14 protein-coding genes and 1 pseudogene are annotated in these 17,829 nt (G+C 56.5%); 5 read left to right on the forward strand and 10 right to left on the reverse strand.

The window, feature by feature from the left end:
* Positions 1-6: 6 nt before the first annotated feature.
* The 4 genes and pseudogenes from AB8818_RS03210 to AB8818_RS03225 all read right to left on the reverse strand — a co-directional run bounded on the left by AB8818_RS03210 (position 7) and on the right by AB8818_RS03225 (position 5,056).
* A pseudogene (locus AB8818_RS03210) lies at positions 7-2,270 on the reverse strand (NtaA/DmoA family FMN-dependent monooxygenase).
* Between the two features lie 16 nt (positions 2,271-2,286).
* Positions 2,287-3,408 (reverse strand): amidohydrolase, encoded by a 1,122-nt coding sequence (locus tag AB8818_RS03215; RefSeq protein WP_116339649.1) that lies wholly within the window; start codon positions 3,406-3,408, stop codon positions 2,287-2,289.
* Entirely contained in the window at positions 3,405-4,406 is a 1,002-nt protein-coding gene (locus AB8818_RS03220; protein ID WP_192982109.1) for an LLM class flavin-dependent oxidoreductase, read from the reverse strand. The genes AB8818_RS03215 and AB8818_RS03220 overlap by 4 nt, the downstream gene beginning before the upstream one ends.
* 110 nt (positions 4,407-4,516) lie before the next feature.
* Positions 4,517-5,056 (reverse strand): AAA family ATPase, encoded by a 540-nt coding sequence (locus AB8818_RS03225; RefSeq protein ID WP_192982105.1) that lies wholly within the window; start codon positions 5,054-5,056, stop codon positions 4,517-4,519.
* 417 nt (positions 5,057-5,473) lie between these two features.
* On the opposite strand from AB8818_RS03225, the gene ansP reads away from it, so the two are divergent.
* On the forward strand, positions 5,474-6,970 hold the full coding sequence (gene ansP / locus AB8818_RS03230; protein ID WP_371199757.1) for an L-asparagine permease: 1,497 nt from the start codon (positions 5,474-5,476) through the stop codon (positions 6,968-6,970).
* Between the two features lie 50 nt (positions 6,971-7,020).
* On the opposite strand, the gene AB8818_RS03235 is transcribed toward ansP, so the two are convergent.
* On the reverse strand, positions 7,021-8,082 hold the full coding sequence (locus AB8818_RS03235) for a YncE family protein (protein ID WP_192982102.1): 1,062 nt from the start codon (positions 8,080-8,082) through the stop codon (positions 7,021-7,023).
* Positions 8,083-8,324: 242 nt separating this feature from the next.
* Here AB8818_RS03235 and pqqU point away from each other — a divergent pair, with 242 nt between their 5' ends.
* The gene (pqqU, locus tag AB8818_RS03240; RefSeq protein WP_192982099.1) at positions 8,325-10,439 is read left to right on the forward strand and encodes a TonB-dependent receptor PqqU; all 2,115 of its coding nucleotides are present in this window, start codon (positions 8,325-8,327) and stop codon (positions 10,437-10,439) included.
* Between the two features lie 119 nt (positions 10,440-10,558).
* Here the strand turns inward: pqqU and AB8818_RS03245 are convergent, their stop codons facing one another.
* The 3 genes from AB8818_RS03245 to AB8818_RS03255 all read right to left on the reverse strand — a co-directional run bounded on the left by AB8818_RS03245 (position 10,559) and on the right by AB8818_RS03255 (position 13,163).
* Positions 10,559-11,227, reverse strand: a complete 669-nt coding sequence (locus AB8818_RS03245; protein WP_116339639.1) for a GntR family transcriptional regulator — start codon at positions 11,225-11,227, stop codon at positions 10,559-10,561.
* A gap of 254 nt (positions 11,228-11,481) precedes the next feature.
* Positions 11,482-12,522, reverse strand: coding sequence for an NADP-dependent oxidoreductase (locus AB8818_RS03250; RefSeq protein ID WP_192982096.1), 1,041 nt, complete (start codon positions 12,520-12,522; stop codon positions 11,482-11,484).
* Positions 12,523-12,587: 65 nt separating this feature from the next.
* Complete coding sequence (locus AB8818_RS03255; RefSeq protein WP_116339635.1) at positions 12,588-13,163, reverse strand: XRE family transcriptional regulator; 576 nt, start codon at positions 13,161-13,163, stop codon at positions 12,588-12,590.
* 148 nt (positions 13,164-13,311) lie between these two features.
* Here AB8818_RS03255 and mddA point away from each other — a divergent pair, with 148 nt between their 5' ends.
* Both mddA and AB8818_RS03265 read left to right on the forward strand, forming a co-directional pair.
* The gene (gene mddA / locus AB8818_RS03260) at positions 13,312-13,830 is read left to right on the forward strand and encodes an L-methionine sulfoximine/L-methionine sulfone acetyltransferase (protein ID WP_116339633.1); all 519 of its coding nucleotides are present in this window, start codon (positions 13,312-13,314) and stop codon (positions 13,828-13,830) included.
* A complete protein-coding gene (locus AB8818_RS03265; RefSeq protein ID WP_371199758.1) occupies positions 13,827-14,276 on the forward strand; it encodes a DMT family transporter in 450 nt (149 codons plus the stop codon). Before mddA ends, AB8818_RS03265 begins: the two co-directional genes overlap by 4 nt.
* A gap of 3 nt (positions 14,277-14,279) precedes the next feature.
* Here the strand turns inward: AB8818_RS03265 and AB8818_RS03270 are convergent, their stop codons facing one another.
* Positions 14,280-14,513, reverse strand: coding sequence for a YdcY family protein (locus AB8818_RS03270; RefSeq protein WP_371199759.1), 234 nt, complete (start codon positions 14,511-14,513; stop codon positions 14,280-14,282).
* A gap of 95 nt (positions 14,514-14,608) precedes the next feature.
* Positions 14,609-16,207, reverse strand: a complete 1,599-nt coding sequence (locus AB8818_RS03275) for an ABC transporter substrate-binding protein (RefSeq protein WP_371199760.1) — start codon at positions 16,205-16,207, stop codon at positions 14,609-14,611.
* A gap of 283 nt (positions 16,208-16,490) precedes the next feature.
* On the opposite strand from AB8818_RS03275, the gene AB8818_RS03280 reads away from it, so the two are divergent.
* Positions 16,491-17,825, forward strand: a complete 1,335-nt coding sequence (locus AB8818_RS03280) for an SrfA family protein (protein WP_371199761.1) — start codon at positions 16,491-16,493, stop codon at positions 17,823-17,825.
* The last annotated feature ends 4 nt before the right edge of the window (positions 17,826-17,829 follow it).

A 17,829-nucleotide genomic window follows, 5' to 3' on the forward strand; every position in this document is an offset into this window, starting at 1 on the left:
GCCTCCTTAATCGCCCAGGCCAGCCGGGTTGACTTCTGACTGAGGAATGCGCTCAACGCCTTCCCCCCAGCGGTTCAGCACTTTGTCGTAATCGCCGTTTTTGATGACGCCGTTCAGCGCGGTTTGCACCGGCTCAACCAGCCCGCTGCCTTTTTTCAGCGTCACCGCGATGTGCGCCGCCTTCGGCCAGCCGCCGTCGACGCTACCCACCAGTTTGGTTTTCCCGTTCAGTGCCGCTTTCCAGGCACCAATCACGTTCGGGCCAAAGTAGGCATCCGCGCGCCCGGACTGCAGCGCCAGCGTTTGTGCCGCGTCGTCTTTGGTGTAGATCGGGGTAAAGGGCTTCAGTCCCTTCTTCAGGTTTTCGGCATTCCACGCCAGCAGGATGGCCTCCTGGTTGGTGCCGGAACCGACGATAATCCGCAGCCCGGCAATGTCCTCCGCTTTCTGAAGCGATTTGATCGGGCTGGTCGATTTCACGTAGAAACCGAGGGAGTCCTTACGGTAGGTGGCGAAATCAAACTTCTCTTTGCGCGCTTTGGTGACGGTAATATTGCTGATGGCCGCATCGTATTTCCCCGATGCCACCCCCAGCGGCCAGTCTTCCCACGAGGTCGGCACCACGTTCAGCTCCAGCCCGAGGCTGTCAGCCACCAGACGGGCGACGTCAACCTCACTGCCGAGCAGCGTTTTGTTGTCGTCGGAAAATACCGTCAGCGGCGGTTGATTAAGGCCCGCCACCGCCACGGTAAATTTCCCCGGCACGGCAAAGCGATAATCTTTCGGGAGCTGCGCCACCGCCTCGCTGTTTTTGGCGGTGTTGATCGGCGTTTTGTTGGCCTCGATGCTCACGCCGGTGCCGTTAATATTCACATTCTCTGCCCAGACGGCAGGGGTAAAGGCCAGCGCGAGCGCCAGAATAAGCGATGTTTTCTGCATAGCGGTGTTCTCTTTTATTGTTGTGTGAACTGGTTTTTAGGTTGGTCTAAGCCCAGGCTCTCGCGCAGCGTGGTGCCTGGGTAGTCAGTACGGAACAGGCCACGGGCCTGCAGAACAGGTACAACCTGGTCAACAAAGCGCGGGAAGGTGTCCGGCGTACCGCCCTGAATGATGAAGCCGTCTGCGGCATAACCTTCAAACCAGGCCTGCAAACCGTCAGCCACCTCCTCCGGCGTGCCGGAAAAGCGCGGGCGCGGCGAAGCGGCTTCAAGCGCCACCTGACGCAGGGTTAAGCTGCGCTCGCGGGCATTACGCTTAATTTCATCGGTAGTGCTGCGGAAGCTGTTTTTGCCTAAGTCGCCGATATCCGGGAACGGCTCGTCAAGCGGATACTGGCTGAAATCGTGATGTTCAAAATAGCGTCCGAGGTAGTTGAGGGCATCGTTAATCGACACCAGCGCCGCCGTGGTTTGATACTGGTTTTCCACGTCATCGGCATCTTTCCCCACTATGACGCTGACGCCCTGGAAAATATGTAGATCTGACGCGCGGCGACCGTTCGTTTCCAGCTGCTGCTTCACGTCGAGATAAAACGCTTTCGCTTCTTCGAAGGTTTCGTGATGGGTAAAAATGGCGTCAGCATGTTTCGCCGCCAGTTTTTTACCGTCATCCGACGCGCCCGCCTGAAAGACAATCGGTCGCCCCTGCGGCGTACGGCCAATATTCAGCGGCCCGGCGACCTGGAAGAAGTCCCCACGATGATCGAGCGTATGCAGCCTTGCTGGGTCAAAAAACTGGCCGCTCTCTTTGTTGCGGATAAAGGCGTCGCCTTCCCAGGAATCCCACAGCCCTTTCACCACGTCGAGATACTCATCGGCAATGCGGTAGCGCAGCGCATGCTCGGGGTGTTTTTCGCGGGAAAAGTTCTTTGCTGACCCTTCCAGCGGGGAAGTCACCACGTTCCAGCCCGCTCTGCCATTGCTCAGGTGATCGAGGCTGGCGAACTGGCGCGCCGTGGTAAAGGGTTCGCTGTAGGATGTGGATAAGGTTCCCACCAGCCCCAGGCGTGAAGTGATGCTTGCCAGCGCGGAGAGTACCGTTAACGGTTCAAAGCGGTTTAAAAAGTGCGGAATAGATTTCTCATTTATATAGAGGCCGTCGGCAACGAACAAAAAATCGAGTTTGCCCTCCTCCGCTTTTAATGCCGTTTCTTTTACGAAATTAAAATTAATACTGGCATCGGCGACGGCCTCAGGGTGACGCCAGGCAGACATATTTCCGGACGCACCATGCAAAATGGTCCCGAGCCGCAGTTGACGATGTGCAGACATATTTACCTCTCCAGAATTAAACGTGTTGCAGCGCTTTTTCCGCAAGCTGTGCAAAATAGCGGGCAGCGGGCTCAATTAATGCTTCGTCCGGATTAAATGCCGGATGGTGTAAACCAAACGGGCTATTACTGCCGATGCTGACAAACGCCCCGGGAATAGACTGCAGATAAACCGCGAAATCTTCTCCGCCCATATGCAGTTCCGCGTGCCGGGTTTCGTACCCCGCCTCGCGGGCAACCGAGGTGGCAAAATCGGCCCAGCGCTCGTCGTTCACCAGCGCGGTGGGTCCGGCATACCAGGTAATATCAATCTGTGCGCTGAAGGCGCTGGCAAACCCGGCGGCGATTTCGCCCACGCGGGCCTTCACGTTCTGCTGCACCTCCGTGCGGTGGGTGCGCAGCGTGCCTTCAAGCTCGACGCTTTCCGGCAGCACGTTCCAGGTATTGCCGCCAGCAATGCGCGTCACGCTGAGCACCACTGAATCCAGCGTATTGACGTTGCGGCTGGCGACGCTTTGTAGCGCCGTTACAAGCTGGCTCGCCAGCACAATGGCGTCGTTGCCTTCGTGCGGGCGCGCGGCGTGTGCGCCTTTGCCGGTGATGCGGATCACGAAGCGGTCCACGTTGGCATAGAACGGTCCGCCGCGGGTGGCGAACTCACCGACCGGCAGGCCGGGCTCATTGTGCATGCCGAAAATCGCGCTGACGTCACGCAGGGCACCGGCCCGCACCATGCTCTTCGCCCCGCCAAAGTTCTCTTCGGCAGGCTGGAAGAGGATACGCACCCGGCCGTTGAGCGAGGCTTCACGCTCTTTTAGCTTTAACGCGGCGCCGAGGATCACGCTGGTATGGATATCGTGTCCGCAGGCGTGCATCACGCCTGCACGCTGCGAGCTAAACGGCACGCCGCTGCGCTCCTCAATCGGCAGAGCATCAATATCTGCCCGCAGCGCAATCAGTTTGTTGCCCGAGCCGATTTCTGCCACCAGCCCGGTCGACAGGTCGTAAGGCTGTGGGGTAATCCCGGCATTCGTCAGCCACTGGCGCAGGCGTGCCGTGGTTTCCACTTCCTGACCGGACAGCTCAGGGTTCTGGTGCAGCTCGCGGCGCCAGGCTATCAGCTGTTCGCTAAAGCTCATACGGTGACCTCCCTGTTAAGACGCGCCTCGGCAAGCAGACGCAGCGACGCGACGCGCGTTGCCCCCTCCGCGACAGGCGTGTCGATGATGAATTCGTCAATGCCCCACAGCTGGTGCAGCGCGTTGAGCTGCTCCAGCACCGACTCAGCCGTGCCCGCCAGCAGCGACTGGGCCCGACGGGCAATGCGAACCGGCTCGCTTCCCGCCTGACGCGCAAAGGCGTAGGCCTGCTCTTCGCTGGCCACGGTGACACGCTGGCCATTTTCCAGCTCAACGCCCCACACTTCGACCTTTTGCGCCAGCGCGTCTGCCTCGGCCTGCGTCGGCGCAACAATCGCCTGTACCGCCACAATCACCTCCCGCGCGCTGTTCTTACGCCAGGTCGTTACCACGTCGCGCAGCAGTTCCGGGTCACCGTTGAGATGTGCGGCAAAGACGAAGTGCCAGTTGAGCGAGGCGGCAAGCAGCGCGCTTTCGATGCTGGCGCCCAGCAAAAAGCCCTGAGCAGGAACCGGTGGCAGCGGCGTGGCGCGAACGGCTTCATCGGCAGACTGACGTTCAGGACGGATCCAGCGATCGAGCTGGGCCAGCTGTTCGGCAAAGCTGCCTTTTTCCTGTTGATGCAGACCCTGCTGCAGCACGCGGGTCGAGAGCGGTAGCCCGCCGGGGGCTTTTCCGACGCCGAGATCCACGCGACCGGGCGCCAGCGCGGCCAGCAGGTTGAAATTCTCGGCTACCTTATAGGGGCTGTAGTGCTGGAGCATCACGCCGCCGGAACCGACGCGGATGCGCGTGGTTTGCCCAAGGATCCAGGCAATCAGCAGCTCCGGCGAGGGGCTGGCAAGGTGTGGCGTGTTGTGATGCTCGGCAATCCAGAAGCGGTGATAGCCCAGACTTTCTGCCTGCTGCGCCAGCGTCAGGGTGCGCGCCAGTGCATCGGCTGCCGTTTCGTTTTCAGCGATGGGGCTTTTGTCCAGAATGCTGATTCGCCATGACATGTTGCGTTCTCGTTTGACTTAACATGTCGACATTATTAAAGGCGTATTTCACCACAGAGAAACAATTAATTTACATTTGGTTTGCCGGAAATCAGATATACATGACCCTGCTAAGGGTGTGATTTCAGCGATGAAATCAGCGCATCCGCCTCCTGACGACGGGTGATTCGGACAAACTTGATATGGCTGTACTGCGGGTTTTTCATGTCGGCTTCGTAGCGTTCGCGGTTGCTGCGCCAGGTTTTAATTGTCCAGATGATGATGGACTCCCGGCTGAAAAATGAGCGGCGAAAGCTTTCACGGTTTCCGGTGCCGGGCCAAAGCTCCTGCTGGTGCCATGCGCGTTTGAACGCGCGCGTGACCGCCTGCCAGAGCGTACGGGTAAACCCGATGTCCACCCACACGACCACATCTACATCACGCCACTTCACCGGGCGTGTGCGATTGTAGTTGCCGTCAAGCACCCAGCCGGGCGTGGCAGCGAGCGTATCCGCCAGCGTATTTAGCAGCACTTCATCCGGTGTGCCCTGCCAGTCAGGGCGCCAGTACAACCTGTCCATCTCAATATACGGGAGCGACAGCTCCGTCGCGATGCGTCTGGCAAGCGTACTTTTTCCACTTCCGCTGGTACCGATAATATTGATTTTCACCGTTCCGCCCGATCGTGCTGAAGAAAAGGGATCGCATCATATCGTTTTAGTTTTGTTAATGAAACGCCAGCGAAGCGCCACCTCCTGGCGCTCTACCTCAACGTAATTATTAAGGGTTTCTGATGATTAAAGCAGCACTTCACTGTTTGTTTTGTCTAAAAACTCACCACGATTCAGCGCGTTGTAATCCTTGTCTGCTCTGACCACACGATTTCCTTCGACGTGCATCACTTTCGGCACGGTTATATTTTGCGTCGCTTATGAATTGCAGGTAGGATGCCTCGCCATGTTTCGCCTTATCCATACGCAGAATGACTGGGAAGGCGGCATGTGTTTGCGCAGAAGCAATCGTTTGTATTGCTTTCTGCCAGGCAGGACTATCACGATAATGGTTCAGACAGGCAAACAGGTAACTCAATGAAAACAAGCAATAAAAGCGCAGCCGATCATCATGCTGCGAAACGTCGCTGGTTGAACTCCCACGAAGAGGGCTACCACAAAGCGATGGGCAACCGTCAGGTTCAAATGATCGCCATCGGCGGCGCTATCGGTACGGGTCTGTTTTTAGGTGCTGGCGCACGTCTGCAGATGGCGGGCCCGGCTCTCGCACTGGTTTATCTGGTGTGCGGGATCTTCTCCTTCTTCATTCTTCGCGCGCTGGGTGAACTGGTACTGCATCGCCCCTCCAGCGGAAGCTTCGTCTCTTACGCCCGAGAATTCCTCGGTGAAAAAGAGGCCTACGTTGCCGGCTGGATGTACTTCGTCAACTGGGCGATGACCGGTATCGTTGATATCACCGCCGTTGCGCTGTATATGCACTACTGGGGCGCGTTCGGTGACGTGCCGCAGTGGGTCTTTGCCCTTGGCGCGCTGGCCATTGTCGGCACCATGAACATGATCGGCGTGAAGTGGTTCGCCGAGATGGAGTTCTGGTTTGCGCTGGTAAAAGTGCTCGCCATTGTGATTTTCCTGGTGGTCGGTACGGTCTTCCTCGGCAGCGGCAAGCCGCTGGATGGTAATGCCACCGGTTTCCACCTGATAACCGATAACGGCGGATTCTTCCCGCACGGCCTGCTGCCTGCGCTGGTTCTGGTTCAGGGCGTGGTGTTTGCCTTTGCGTCTATCGAGCTGGTCGGTACCGCAGCGGGTGAATGTAAAGACCCGCAAACCATGGTGCCAAAAGCCATTAACAGTGTGATCTGGCGTATCGGTCTGTTCTACGTCGGTTCCGTGGTGCTGCTGGTTCTGCTGCTACCGTGGAACGCCTATCAGGCCGGTCAGAGCCCGTTTGTGACCTTCTTCTCTAAGCTCGGCGTGCCTTACGTGGGCAGCATCATGAACATCGTTGTGCTGACGGCGGCGCTCTCCAGCCTGAACTCTGGCCTTTACTCTACAGGACGTATCCTGCGCTCCATGTCCATGGGCGGTTCCGCGCCGAAGTTCATGTCGAAAATGAGCAAGCAGCACGTACCGTACGCCGGCATTCTGGCTACGCTGGTGGTGTACGTCTTCGGGGTATTCCTGAACTATTTGGTGCCGTCTCAGGTCTTCGAGATCGTGCTGAACGTGGCCGCACTTGGGATTATCGCCTCCTGGGGCTTCATCGTGGTCTGCCAGATGCGTCTGCGTAAAGCCATTAAAGAAGGCAAAGCCGCTGACGTCAGCTTTAAGCTGCCGGGCGCCCCGGTGACCTCCTGGCTCACCCTGCTCTTCCTGTTCAGCGTGCTGGTTCTGATGGCGTTCGACTACCCGAACGGTACCTATACCATCGCCACCATTCCGCTGCTTGCCGTGCTGCTGATCGCTGGCTGGTTTGGCGTGCGTAAGCGCGTTCACGAAATTCACAGCACCGCGCCGGTTCATCCAGATGATGAAAAACACGACGCGCCGCTGGTGGAAGAGACGTCGCGTTAAGCACCAATTAAGCATTAAAAAGGGAAGGCATCTGCCTTCCCTTTTTTATATCACAGCGCGATACGCACCACGTCGTCAGGCTGGGTCGCTTCCTGCTGACGGGTAGATTTCTGCTTCACCGTTACATAGAGCGTTTTGCCATCCGCCGAGAGCGCCAGGCTGTTCGGGTAGACCGGCGTATCGAACGTTTTCGTTACTTTGTAGGTTTTCGCGTCAATCACGCTCACCTTACCGGCCTCACGGTGCGTCACGTAGGCTTCATTGCGAGCCGGGTTAAACAGGACCGCCAGGGACTCCGGCGCGGCGATTTTCTCGATCACACTGCCGTCTTTCAGGCTCACCACCAGCACTTCCGGTTGTTTTGAATCGGTCAGGAACGCGCGCTGGCCGGCGGTGTCGAGGCTCAGGTTCAGGTAGAAGTGCTCTTTACCGTCGTCCTGCACTTTTTTACGGCTCAGGATTTTATTGGTGGCGGTATCAATGGTGACGAGTTCGCCGTCAGCATTAGTGGTATACAGGCGTTTCGCTTTAGCATCCAGCGCCAGACCGGTGCTGTATGTGCCGGTATTGGCAATGGTCTCTTTCAGCTTCAGCGTTGCGCCATCCACGACCCAAATCACGCTCTCTTTGCCGACACCGGTAATGTAAATCGTGTTGCTCGCATCATCCGCCACCAGCTGACGCGGCTGCAGCGGCTTGACGGTTTCACTGCGCTGACGGCTATCAAGCACCAGACGCCCTTTCACGTCGCCCGTTTTGGCATCAATGGCCGTCACCGCGCCGTTGATCGTGTTACCCAGCCACAGGGTTTGCGTCGCGCCGTCGAGGGTGGCGCCAAACGGTTTGAGATCGCTGTGAATGGCCTGCGTCACCTCCAGCGTGGCTGGATCGAGGCGGTAGATAACGCCACCCGTGTCGAGTTTACGGCTTTGCGACGTCGCAACCCACAGGGCGTTCTCCTGCTGGCTGACCGCCATTTCATAGGCACCTTTACCCACCGCTTTACGCAGCATCTCTTCGGCGGCATGCGCCTGGAAGGTTCCGGCAAACAGTAAAGCGGCAGACAGCAGAGACGTACTCAGGCGTGGCGAGCACAGATGGCGTAAAGACATAACAATTCCTTTTTTGAAAAGAGGGGTTTCCGCTGACATCACTTCCGGCAGGCAACGTCATGGCATCGCCTTTTGATAATGAGAATAGTAATCATTAATGGGCTGAATGTGGAGTTTTTCTTTTCCCTGTTGCCTTTCATTAACGCAATGTGCGGTTATAGTTTTCAAAACATTTACAAAACCTTTAACATGTATGGACATGTTCCATTTGGTTCGTTTATACATCACAACCGGTTTTACTCATGAAAATCATATCTGCCCGTAAGGCATCTCTCCCGCTGCTGCTGGTTCCCGTTGTTTTTGCACCTCTGAGTGCAATGAGCGCCGAGGAACAGACCATGATCGTCAGCGCCGCGCCGCAAACCGTATCAGAGCTTGATACCCCGGCGGCGGTCAGCGTCGTGAATGGCGATGATATGCGCCACGCCACGCCACGTATTAATCTCTCCGAATCGCTTGGCAGCGTTCCGGGACTACAGATTCAGAACCGTCAGAACTATGCTCAGGATCTCCAGCTTTCGATGCGCGGGTTTGGTGCCCGCTCAACGTTTGGCGTGCGCGGCATCCGCATGTATGTCGACGGTATTCCTGCCACCATGCCGGACGGACAGGGCCAGACCTCCAACATCGATCTCTCCAGCATTGATACAGTCGAGGTGCTGCGCGGTCCCTTCTCTGCCCTGTACGGCAACGCCTCTGGCGGCGTGATTAACATCAACACCCAGACCGGACAGCAGCCGCCAACCATTGAAGCCAGCAGCTATTACGGCAGTTACGGGACATGGCGCTACGGCATGAAAGCCACCGGCGCGATGGGTGACGGCACCCACGCGGGGGATGTGGATTACACCGTATCCACCACCCGCTTCACCACCAAAGGCTACCGCGACCACAGCGGCGCGCGGAAGAATCTCGCTAACGCCAAACTGGGCGTACGCATTGACGACGCCAGCAAGCTGACGCTGGTTTTCAACAGCGTGGACATGAAGGCCAACGATCCGGGCGGGCTGAGCTATCAGGAGTGGCAGGATAACCCGCGTCAGTCCCCACGCGGCGATCAGTACAACACGCGCAAGACCATTAAGCAGACCCAGGCGGGGCTGCGCTATGACCGACAGCTTAGCGCTCAGGACGATCTCAGCGTGATGATGTACGCCGGCGAGCGTGAAATGACGCAGTACCAGTCGATTCCCTACCAGCCGCAGCTGAGGCCTTCTCACTCCGGCGGCGTGATCGATATGCAGCGTCACTATCAGGGGGTTGATACCCGCTGGACGCACCGCGGCGAGCTGTTGGTGCCGGTCACCTTCACCACCGGTCTGAACTATGAAAACATGAGTGAAGACCGCCGTGGGTACGAGAACTTCGTGATGAACAACGGGGTGCCGGACTACGGCGTGAAAGGTGATAAACGCCGGAACGAACGTAACCTGATGTGGAACGTTGACCCTTACCTGCAGACCCGCTGGCAGCTGACGCAGAAACTCTCCGTCGATGCGGGCGTGCGTTACAGCTCGGTCTGGTTTGATTCCAACGACCATTACGTTACGCCGGGCAACGGCGACGACAGCGGTGATGCGAGCTATCACAAGTGGCTCCCGGCGGGCGCCGTGAAGTATGCGGTGACGGACGCATGGAACCTCTACGCTGCCGCAGGACGTGGATTCGAAACGCCAACCATCAACGAGCTCTCCTATCGCGCCGATAACCAGGGCGGCCTGAACATTGGCCTGAAGCCGTCCACCAACAACACGTACGAAGTGGGCAGCAAAACCCGCATCGGCAATGGCCTGCTGACGGCAGCACTGTTCCGCACCGATACGGATGACGAGATCGTGGTGGATGCCAGCGCTGGCGGCCGGACAAGCTATAAAAATGCCGGGAAAACCCGTCGTCAGGGAGTTGAAGTGTCTCTCGATCAGCAGTTTGCTGAAAACTGGAAGCTGAAAATGGCGTGGACCTATCTGGACGCCACCTACCGCACCAACGTCTGCGGCGACGCAGACTGTAACGGCAACCGCATGCCGGGCATTGCCCGCAATATGGGCTACGCGTCATTTGGCTGGCAGCCTGAAGAAGGCTGGTACGCGGGCTCGGACGTGCGCTACATGAGCGATATCATGGCCGACGACGAGAACACGGCGAAAGCGCCGTCGTACACGGTGGTCGGGCTGAATACCGGGTACAAATTCAACTATGGTAACTGGGGGATGGACGTCTTTGGCCGCGTAGATAACCTGTTCGACAAAGAGTACGTCGGCTCAGTTATTGTAAATGAATCCAACGGGCGGTATTACGAGCCCGCGCCGGGCCGCAACTACGGCGTAGGGCTGTCTGTCTCTTATCGATTCGAGTAAGAAATAAGTAAAGTTTATTTTATAAAGAAAATAACGCTCCTGATGGCAATATGCCATCAGGAGTTATTCACCATATAAATAATTGGATAGCGTATATAGTCGCTCTGTTAAATAATCTCTCAGTTAAAATATTGTCGCTGTAAAAGCGTATTCGCTTCATCAATCAACTTTTCTATTGCCTTCTGGCTGGCGTCGACATCCCGGCGTTCCAGGGCTGAAAGCAACTCGTCATAGTGATACGTCGCTTCTTTAATGTCATTAAGCTCCTGGTGCAGATAGTTAATGCACGGCCCGATGCGCACCCAAAGCTGTTCAATTAAGGCATTAAGCGTGGGCATTTCCGCGTACTGGTAAAGCGTAAAGCGGAAAACGCGATTCGCATGCAGTGCCTGCTGTACGTTTCCGTTGCGCATGGCCTCATGAAACGCTTCCGACAATTTGCGCAACGTCTCCAGCTTTTGTTCAGACATATTCTGGCAGGCTGCGGCAACCGCCATGGGCTCAAGCTGCTTGCGAATAGCGTTGATTTCGTTATAACGGTCCAGCGTGACCTCCGGCACCAGAAATGCCTGTGCTGGCGTGGCATGTAATGCCCCTGCTGACACCAGACGCAGCAGCGCCTCGCGTACTGGGGTAATGCTGGTTCCTAATTTATCGGCGATCTCTTTCGTAATCAGTCGTGCACCAGGTTTAAGGGAGCCCGTAATTAACGCTCCTTTCAAACTGAGTTCAACTTGCATGGTAAGACTGATCCTTTGGGCTTTTTCTAAGTGATCCAAATCAAGCATGTTCAATTCCTGTAGCTAAAACTTAATGCTATTTATAAACGTCAGTTTTAATAAAACGACGCTGGTCCGATATATCCTGTATCGTCATGCCTGGTGGTGGGAAGTACGTAAAACAGCCAAAAATGCAAAATGTGTTTTTTTATCGGTTTCGGGCTCATCCGGGGTGATGGCGCGAAAAGCCATGTCCGTTAATTAAAGACAATATATCGTATCTTCACAAATAAATATGGCGGGAAACCCCGCCATATTGCTGTTTATTTATTGTCACCCGCGACGTGAATCACGACTTTGCCGAAGTTTTTTCCTTCCAGCAGGCCAATCAGCGCCTCAGGCGCGTTCTCCAGCCCGTCCGTCACCTGTTCGCGATAGTGAATTTTGCCCTCCTGCACCCAGCGCCCCATCTCTTCCTGAAACTCATGAATGCGGTGACCGTAGTCCTGGGCGATGATAAAGCCCTGCATCCGAATGCGTTTCTTCAGAATGGTGCCCATCAGAAGCGGCAAACGGTCCGGCCCATCAGGCAGGCCCGTTGCATTGTAGCCGCTCACCAGGCCACACACCGGAACGCGCGCGGAGGTATTCAGCAGCGGCAGCACGGCGTCAAACACTTTCCCACCGACGTTTTCAAAATAGACATCAATGCCTTTCGGGCAGGCGCGTTTCAGCTGCTCAGCGAAATCCGCCGCGTGGTGATCCAGACACTCGTCAAACCCGAGAACCTCTACGGCGTGGCGGCACTTTTCTGCCCCACCGGCTACGCCAACCACCCGGCAGCCTTTAATTTTGCCAATCTGCCCAACGGTCGCGCCCACAGGGCCCGTCGCCGCGGCCACCACCAGCGTTTCGCCCGCTTTAGGCTGCCCGATATCCAGTAACCCCATATAGGCGGTAAAGCCCGGCATCCCAAGAATGCCCAGCGCCCAGGAAGGATGTGACGGATTGTCGCCCAGCTTCACCAGGCCGCTGCCGTCTGACAGTTCGTACTCCTGCCAGCCGCTGTAGCCCAGCACCCACTCCCCGGCTTTGAAGTCGGGATGATTTGACTGCTCAACGCGGCTAACCGTTCCCCCCACCATCACCGCACCAATCTCCACCGGCGGAGAATAGGATGGCGCATCGCTCATGCGCCCCCGCATGTAAGGATCCAGCGACAGCCAGACGGTGCGAAGCACCAGCTGCCCCGCCTGAGGTGCAGGAACAGGCTGCTCTTCCAGACGAAAATTCTCCACCACCGGCGCACCCTGTGGACGAGAGGCCAGCACCCAGCGACGATTTTGCGAAACAGATTGATTCATCAGGAGCTCCTTCTGGTACAAATGTCATTACAGCCTGGCTCACGATCGGCATTATCGCCTTAACATTACGAGGCAGACTGGTTAAGCCGGACCACAAGATAGATACAGGTTTCATTGGTTTCGTTGATGAAACGGCAGTCGTTTGGCGGCCCCAGTTCCAGACAGTCTCCGGCCTTCATCTCGTGGCGGGTATCGCCCTCCTGAAATACCAGCTCGCCGGACTGCAGCCAGATAAGCTGACGTGCGAGCGCGTATGACGACGCAGGCATCGGGACATCGCTTCCCGCTGGCAGTTCAATCTGGACGAGGTCGATAGGCAGATCGGTACGCGGGGAAACGTGGCGACGAAGATAGTGCGTTTGGGGATCGCGCCAGACGGGCTGGTTTGCCAGTCGCAGGAGTTTTCCCTCCTGCATCTCGGCTCTGGCAATCAACGTTGACATGCTGATCCCAAACGCGCCGGACAGGCGTGCCAGAAGGGTTGCCGTCGGGCTGCTGTCTCCACGCTCTATTTTGTGGATCATGGCGCGAGAAACGCCTGCCCGCTCAGCCAGCTCGCTCAGAGACCATCCGCGAGACTCGCGTTCAAGGCGAATTCTGGCGCTAATGCGTTGATTCATTGTGTCTGTTATTGTGCTCATGACGTCATACTATAGTGTATGGACGGCATTTCAATGGGGTTCTAATAACAAAAAAACAGGCTTTATGACGTAGCGCTCTTAGGAAGCAGTTGTGTAATATCGTATCTATAACGTAATACTATAGTGAACAACACACAGAGGATTAATCATGATCGTTCGTCATGCCTGCAAGGAAGATTGCGCCGCGATAGGAGAGATCTACAACCACGCGGTACTGCATACTGCCGCAATCTGGAACGATAAAACCGTCGATACCGATAACCGAATCGCGTGGTTTGAGGCCCGCACGCTCGCGGGTTACCCGGTTCTGGTCAGTGAAGAAGACGGTGTTGTCACCGGCTACGCCTCTTTTGGCGACTGGCGCGCCTTCGACGGCTTCCGTCATACGGTTGAGCACTCGGTCTACGTCCACCCGGCCCATCAGGGCAAAGGGATTGGCCGCACGCTGATGAAGGCGCTGATTAACGAGGCTCGCATCATCGGCAAACACGTGATGGTGGCCGGCATTGAGGCGCAAAATAAGGCCTCAATTCACCTCCACGAAACGCTCGGTTTTGTCACCACGGGGCAGATGCCTCAGGTGGGCACCAAGTTTGGCCGCTGGCTGGACTTAACCTTTATGCAGCTTCAGCTGGACGAGCGCAGCGATCCGGACGCTATCCCATGAATCAGTTACTGACGCTGGCGTTTCTGGTGGCGGCGGGGATCGGTCTGGTGGTGCAAAACACCTTAATGGTGCGTATCACCCAGTCCTCCTCCACCATTCTTATCGCGATGCTGCTGAACTCCCTGGTCGGCATTGTGCTGTTTGTCAGTATTCTGCTGCTGAAGCAGGGCGTCGCCGGATTCAGCGAGCTGGCCGCAACGGTGCGCTGGTGGACGCTGATCCCGGGGCTGTTGGGGTCGTTTTTTGTATTTGCCAGCATTAGCGGCTACCAGAACGTGGGCGCGGCGACGACCATCGCCGTGCTGGTGGCAAGCCAGCTCATAGGCGGGCTGGTTCTGGACGTACTGAGGAGCCACGGCGTTCCGCTGCGCGCCCTGGTAGGCCCGGCGTGCGGCGCGGTGATGCTGGTCGTGGGGGCCTGGCTGGTGGCGCGACGCCAGTTTTGACTATTACAGTATGGTACCGCCTTTGGTCAGCTGTTCTTCACGCGCGTCCATCTCCTCCTTATGCTGCTTGCCGTGGTGTGAAATCGCGGTACGCAGACGCTGCTGCTGGGTATAGCGATCTTCACGGCTGAGATCGGCATCATCGCTCAGTTCAATCAGCAGTTCATTCATGTGGGTAATCACGCTCTTTTCAATGGCGGCATCCACACGGGCGGTAACTTCATTTAAATGTGACATTGTCACTCCTTGTTAATTGCCGGGTGGCGGCTACGCCTTATCCGGCCTACAGGGGAACCGTAGGCCCGGTAAGCGCAGAGCCACCGGGCAACAAACTAGTTCAGTTTCGCTTTGGAGAAGTCGCTGCCCATCAGGCTCACGCTGTATCCGGTCACGTTGCTGCGGGTCGCGTAAAACGTTTTGCCGTTTGCCAGTGCGATCCACGGCGCCTGCTGGTAGAAGATCTCCTGCGCCTGGCCGTACAGTTTCGCACGCTCGGCCGGATCGCTGGTCAGCTTCGCTTTTTGCACCACAGCATCATAACCCTTATCGCACCAGCGCGCGGCGTTTGATCCGGTTTTAATGCTGTTGCAACCCAGCAGCACGTCGGCGAAGTTATCCGGGTCGCCGTTATCGGACATCCAGCCAAACAGCGCGGAGTCATGTTCGCCTTTACGCATGCCGGAGAGATATTCCCCCCACTCGTAAGAGACGATTTTGGCCTTCACGCCGACTTTCGCCCAGTCGCTCTGGATCATCTCCGCGATACGACGCGAGTTAGGGTTATACGGACGCTGAACCGGCATTGACCACAGTGTGACTTCCGCCCCCTTCTCCAGACCCGCCTGCTTCAGCAGCGCTTTCGCTTTTTCAGGATCGTAGCCGTAGTCCTTCAGGTCTTTATTAAAGCCCAGCATATTTGGCGGGATCGGCGATTTTGCCACCGTGCCAGATCCCATAAAGACCGCATTAACGATAGCCTTCTTGTCGGTCGCGTAGTTCAGCGCCTGGCGCACCAGCACGTTATCGAACGGCTTTTTCTCGGTGTTAAACGCCAGATAGCCGACGTTCAGCGCATCGACCGAGTGCAGCGTCAGGTCTTTGTTCTTTTTAATCACGTCAAACTGGACCGGAGACGGTGCAGGAATAATCTGGCATTCGTTGGTCTGCAATTTCGCCAGGCGGGTTTCCACGTTTGGCGTGATGGAGAAGATAAGATGTTTGGTCGGCACCTCGCCATCCCAGTAGTTCGGATTAGCGACGTAGCGGATCAGCGAGTCTACCTTGTACTGCTGCAGCACATACGGCCCGGTACCAATTGGCCAGGTGTCCACGTTCTCCGGCGTGCCTTTTTTCAGCATTGCATCGGCGTATTCGGCGGAAAGAATCGAGGCGAAATCCATCCCCCAGTCGGCCAGAAATGCGGCGTTTGGTTCACTCAGGGTGAACTGGACGTGGTAATCATCAACCTTTTTAACGTCCTGAATCAGCTTATCGAGCCCAACGTCGTTAAAGTATTCGTAGTTGCCCTGCGAGACATTGTGGTACGGATGCTTAGGGTCTTTCTGACGCATCACCGAGAAAATAACGTCATCGGCGTTAAAGTCGCGGGTTGGCTTGAAGTATTTGTTGCTGTTGAACTTCACCCCTTTGCGCAGGGTAAACGTATAGGTCTTGCCGTCCGGTGAAATCGTCCAGGATTCCGCCAGAGACGGGACCGGGGTATTTTTCACCGGATCGAAATTGATCAGGCGGTTGTACAGCACCTGAGAGCTGGCGACAAAAGACGGGCCGGAGCTGGCGATTTGCGGGTTGAACGATTCGGGGGAGGCTTCCGAGCAGTAGATAAGGGTGTCGTTGTTTGCCGCCCATGCGGCACCGGCTGGTAAAAGAGCGCTCAGCGCAAGGGCGAGCAGTGTTTTCCCTGTAGACATGGTTATAACCCTGACAGTTTTATTATATAGGTCAGTAATAACAGCACAGCCGTTATGACCTGGCAAATAACGAAACACTATCAGGTTATTCTAAAGCCGCGTTTTTTGCTGATTTAACCGTCAGCGCCCAAAACCGTGATTTGCCTTAAGGGCCATTATTCGTCAAGCACAACCGTCATTTTCTATGCCGCAAGAAATCGGCGCTTTTAGCGTCTCTTCCTCCGTTTGGTTGCTTCCTCAGTTCGTTAAAGTAACGGTGTGAAGAAGTATATGGGATCAAATCGTGGCAAAAACTCTTTTACGCAGCGGTAATCTGGATGATTTTCAGGCCGTTGGCGGCGGCGGACAGGCCGTTTTTGAATCAGCGTTACAAATCCGGGAAGCGCTCCGGTTGCGCAAACAGCAGGCCATTGTGGACTGTCTGGCTATTCCTCAGGTCAATGACAGCGGTGACCGCGTGGACTGGTACTCTCCTGTTGAAGGGAGCGTAACCAGCTGGAAAGCGGCCGATGAAGATGACCGCTATCGCGCCCTGCGCTATCTGGAAAATACGCTCGCCAGCGTGGAGTCGTTAAGTAAGAAATGCCTCCAGTCGCCTAAAACCGCGCAGCAGCTTTTTGGTTCTCTGCTGTCGAAGGCGTTTCAGTTCCCGGGTGAAAACTTCCTCTTCCTGGTGGACGGAAAGCCGGTCATCAGCTTCTGGGGGTTTGTAAAACTGAACGAAAATGCGCGCGACGATGTCCTCGACTGCCTGCGCGAATCGCTGATCCCCGAGCCCGCGCCCGTTGTGATTGAAGATCCCGAGCCGGAGCCGCAACCCGTTATTACCTTTGAAAAAGCAGACGAGCCGCTGGTAGCCCCTGTCGCCGCCGTGCGTATTACGCCGGAAGAACTGTATGAGCCGGAGCCCGCGCCGGTTGTTGCGCAACCTGCTCAGGAACCTGCGCCTGTTGCCGTCACGAAAAAGCGCCGCGTCCCCTTGTGGACGCTGCCGGTTGCCGCCGTGATTGTGGCAGCCGTTGCCGCGCCGCTGCTGTGGCCAAAACAGGGCCCTTCGGCAGAGCCCGTCCCTGCACCGGCTCCAGAGCCCGTGGCTATTGCACCACAGCCGATTAAAGCGGTGGAGCCGCTGGCCATGAATTTACCGCTTCATCAGGCTGAGGTCGTAGCAAGTAAAGAAAAAGAACCCGCTCCTGCGCCTGAAGCCGCGCCGGTGGTGATTGTTCCAATCCCGAAAGATGCCATGGTGATGGAAGCCAGTCAGGTGAAAGCCGGATCAACGCGCTTCCTAAACGGTACCTGGCGAGCGGTTCTCGACGTGAAAGATCCGGTCACCGGCAAGCCGCCGTCCATGCGCTATCAAATCCAGAACAATAAAGGTTTCGCCCGCGTCGTGCACGGCGACAACGTTGTCTGCCGCGCGGAGATCTTCTCCGGGCTGCACAGCAATGGAGAGCTGATGATTAAGAGTCGCGGCACCGCCCGCTGCACCGACGGTTCCCGCTACCCGATGCCGGAAGTCGCCTGTAAAGCCGGGGCCAGCGATATCGCAGAATGTCGCGCGCGTTATGATGCCAACACCGTCGTTCCACTGACGTTCAAGAAAGCAGGTGCCTGATCCT

This window comes from Enterobacter sp. KB-280D8, from assembly GCF_041399405.1.
In the GTDB taxonomy this organism is placed as follows: domain Bacteria; phylum Pseudomonadota; class Gammaproteobacteria; order Enterobacterales; family Enterobacteriaceae; genus Enterobacter; species Enterobacter cloacae_N.

Coding starts and splice junctions, on each gene's coding strand:
- AB8818_RS03215 (WP_116339649.1), bottom strand. CDS start 3,408: ATGAGCTTTAGCGAACAGCTGATAGCCTGGCGCCGCGAGCTGCACCAG.
- AB8818_RS03220 (WP_192982109.1), bottom strand. CDS start 4,406: ATGTCATGGCGAATCAGCATTCTGGACAAAAGCCCCATCGCTGAAAAC.
- ansP (WP_371199757.1), top strand. CDS start 5,474: ATGAAAACAAGCAATAAAAGCGCAGCCGATCATCATGCTGCGAAACGT.
- AB8818_RS03235 (WP_192982102.1), bottom strand. CDS start 8,082: ATGTCTTTACGCCATCTGTGCTCGCCACGCCTGAGTACGTCTCTGCTG.
- pqqU (WP_192982099.1), top strand. CDS start 8,325: ATGAAAATCATATCTGCCCGTAAGGCATCTCTCCCGCTGCTGCTGGTT.
- AB8818_RS03245 (WP_116339639.1), bottom strand. CDS start 11,227: ATGCTTGATTTGGATCACTTAGAAAAAGCCCAAAGGATCAGTCTTACC.
- AB8818_RS03250 (WP_192982096.1), bottom strand. CDS start 12,522: ATGAATCAATCTGTTTCGCAAAATCGTCGCTGGGTGCTGGCCTCTCGT.
- AB8818_RS03255 (WP_116339635.1), bottom strand. CDS start 13,163: ATGAGCACAATAACAGACACAATGAATCAACGCATTAGCGCCAGAATT.
- mddA (WP_116339633.1), top strand. CDS start 13,312: ATGATCGTTCGTCATGCCTGCAAGGAAGATTGCGCCGCGATAGGAGAG.
- AB8818_RS03265 (WP_371199758.1), top strand. CDS start 13,827: ATGAATCAGTTACTGACGCTGGCGTTTCTGGTGGCGGCGGGGATCGGT.
- AB8818_RS03270 (WP_371199759.1), bottom strand. CDS start 14,513: ATGTCACATTTAAATGAAGTTACCGCCCGTGTGGATGCCGCCATTGAA.
- AB8818_RS03275 (WP_371199760.1), bottom strand. CDS start 16,207: ATGTCTACAGGGAAAACACTGCTCGCCCTTGCGCTGAGCGCTCTTTTA.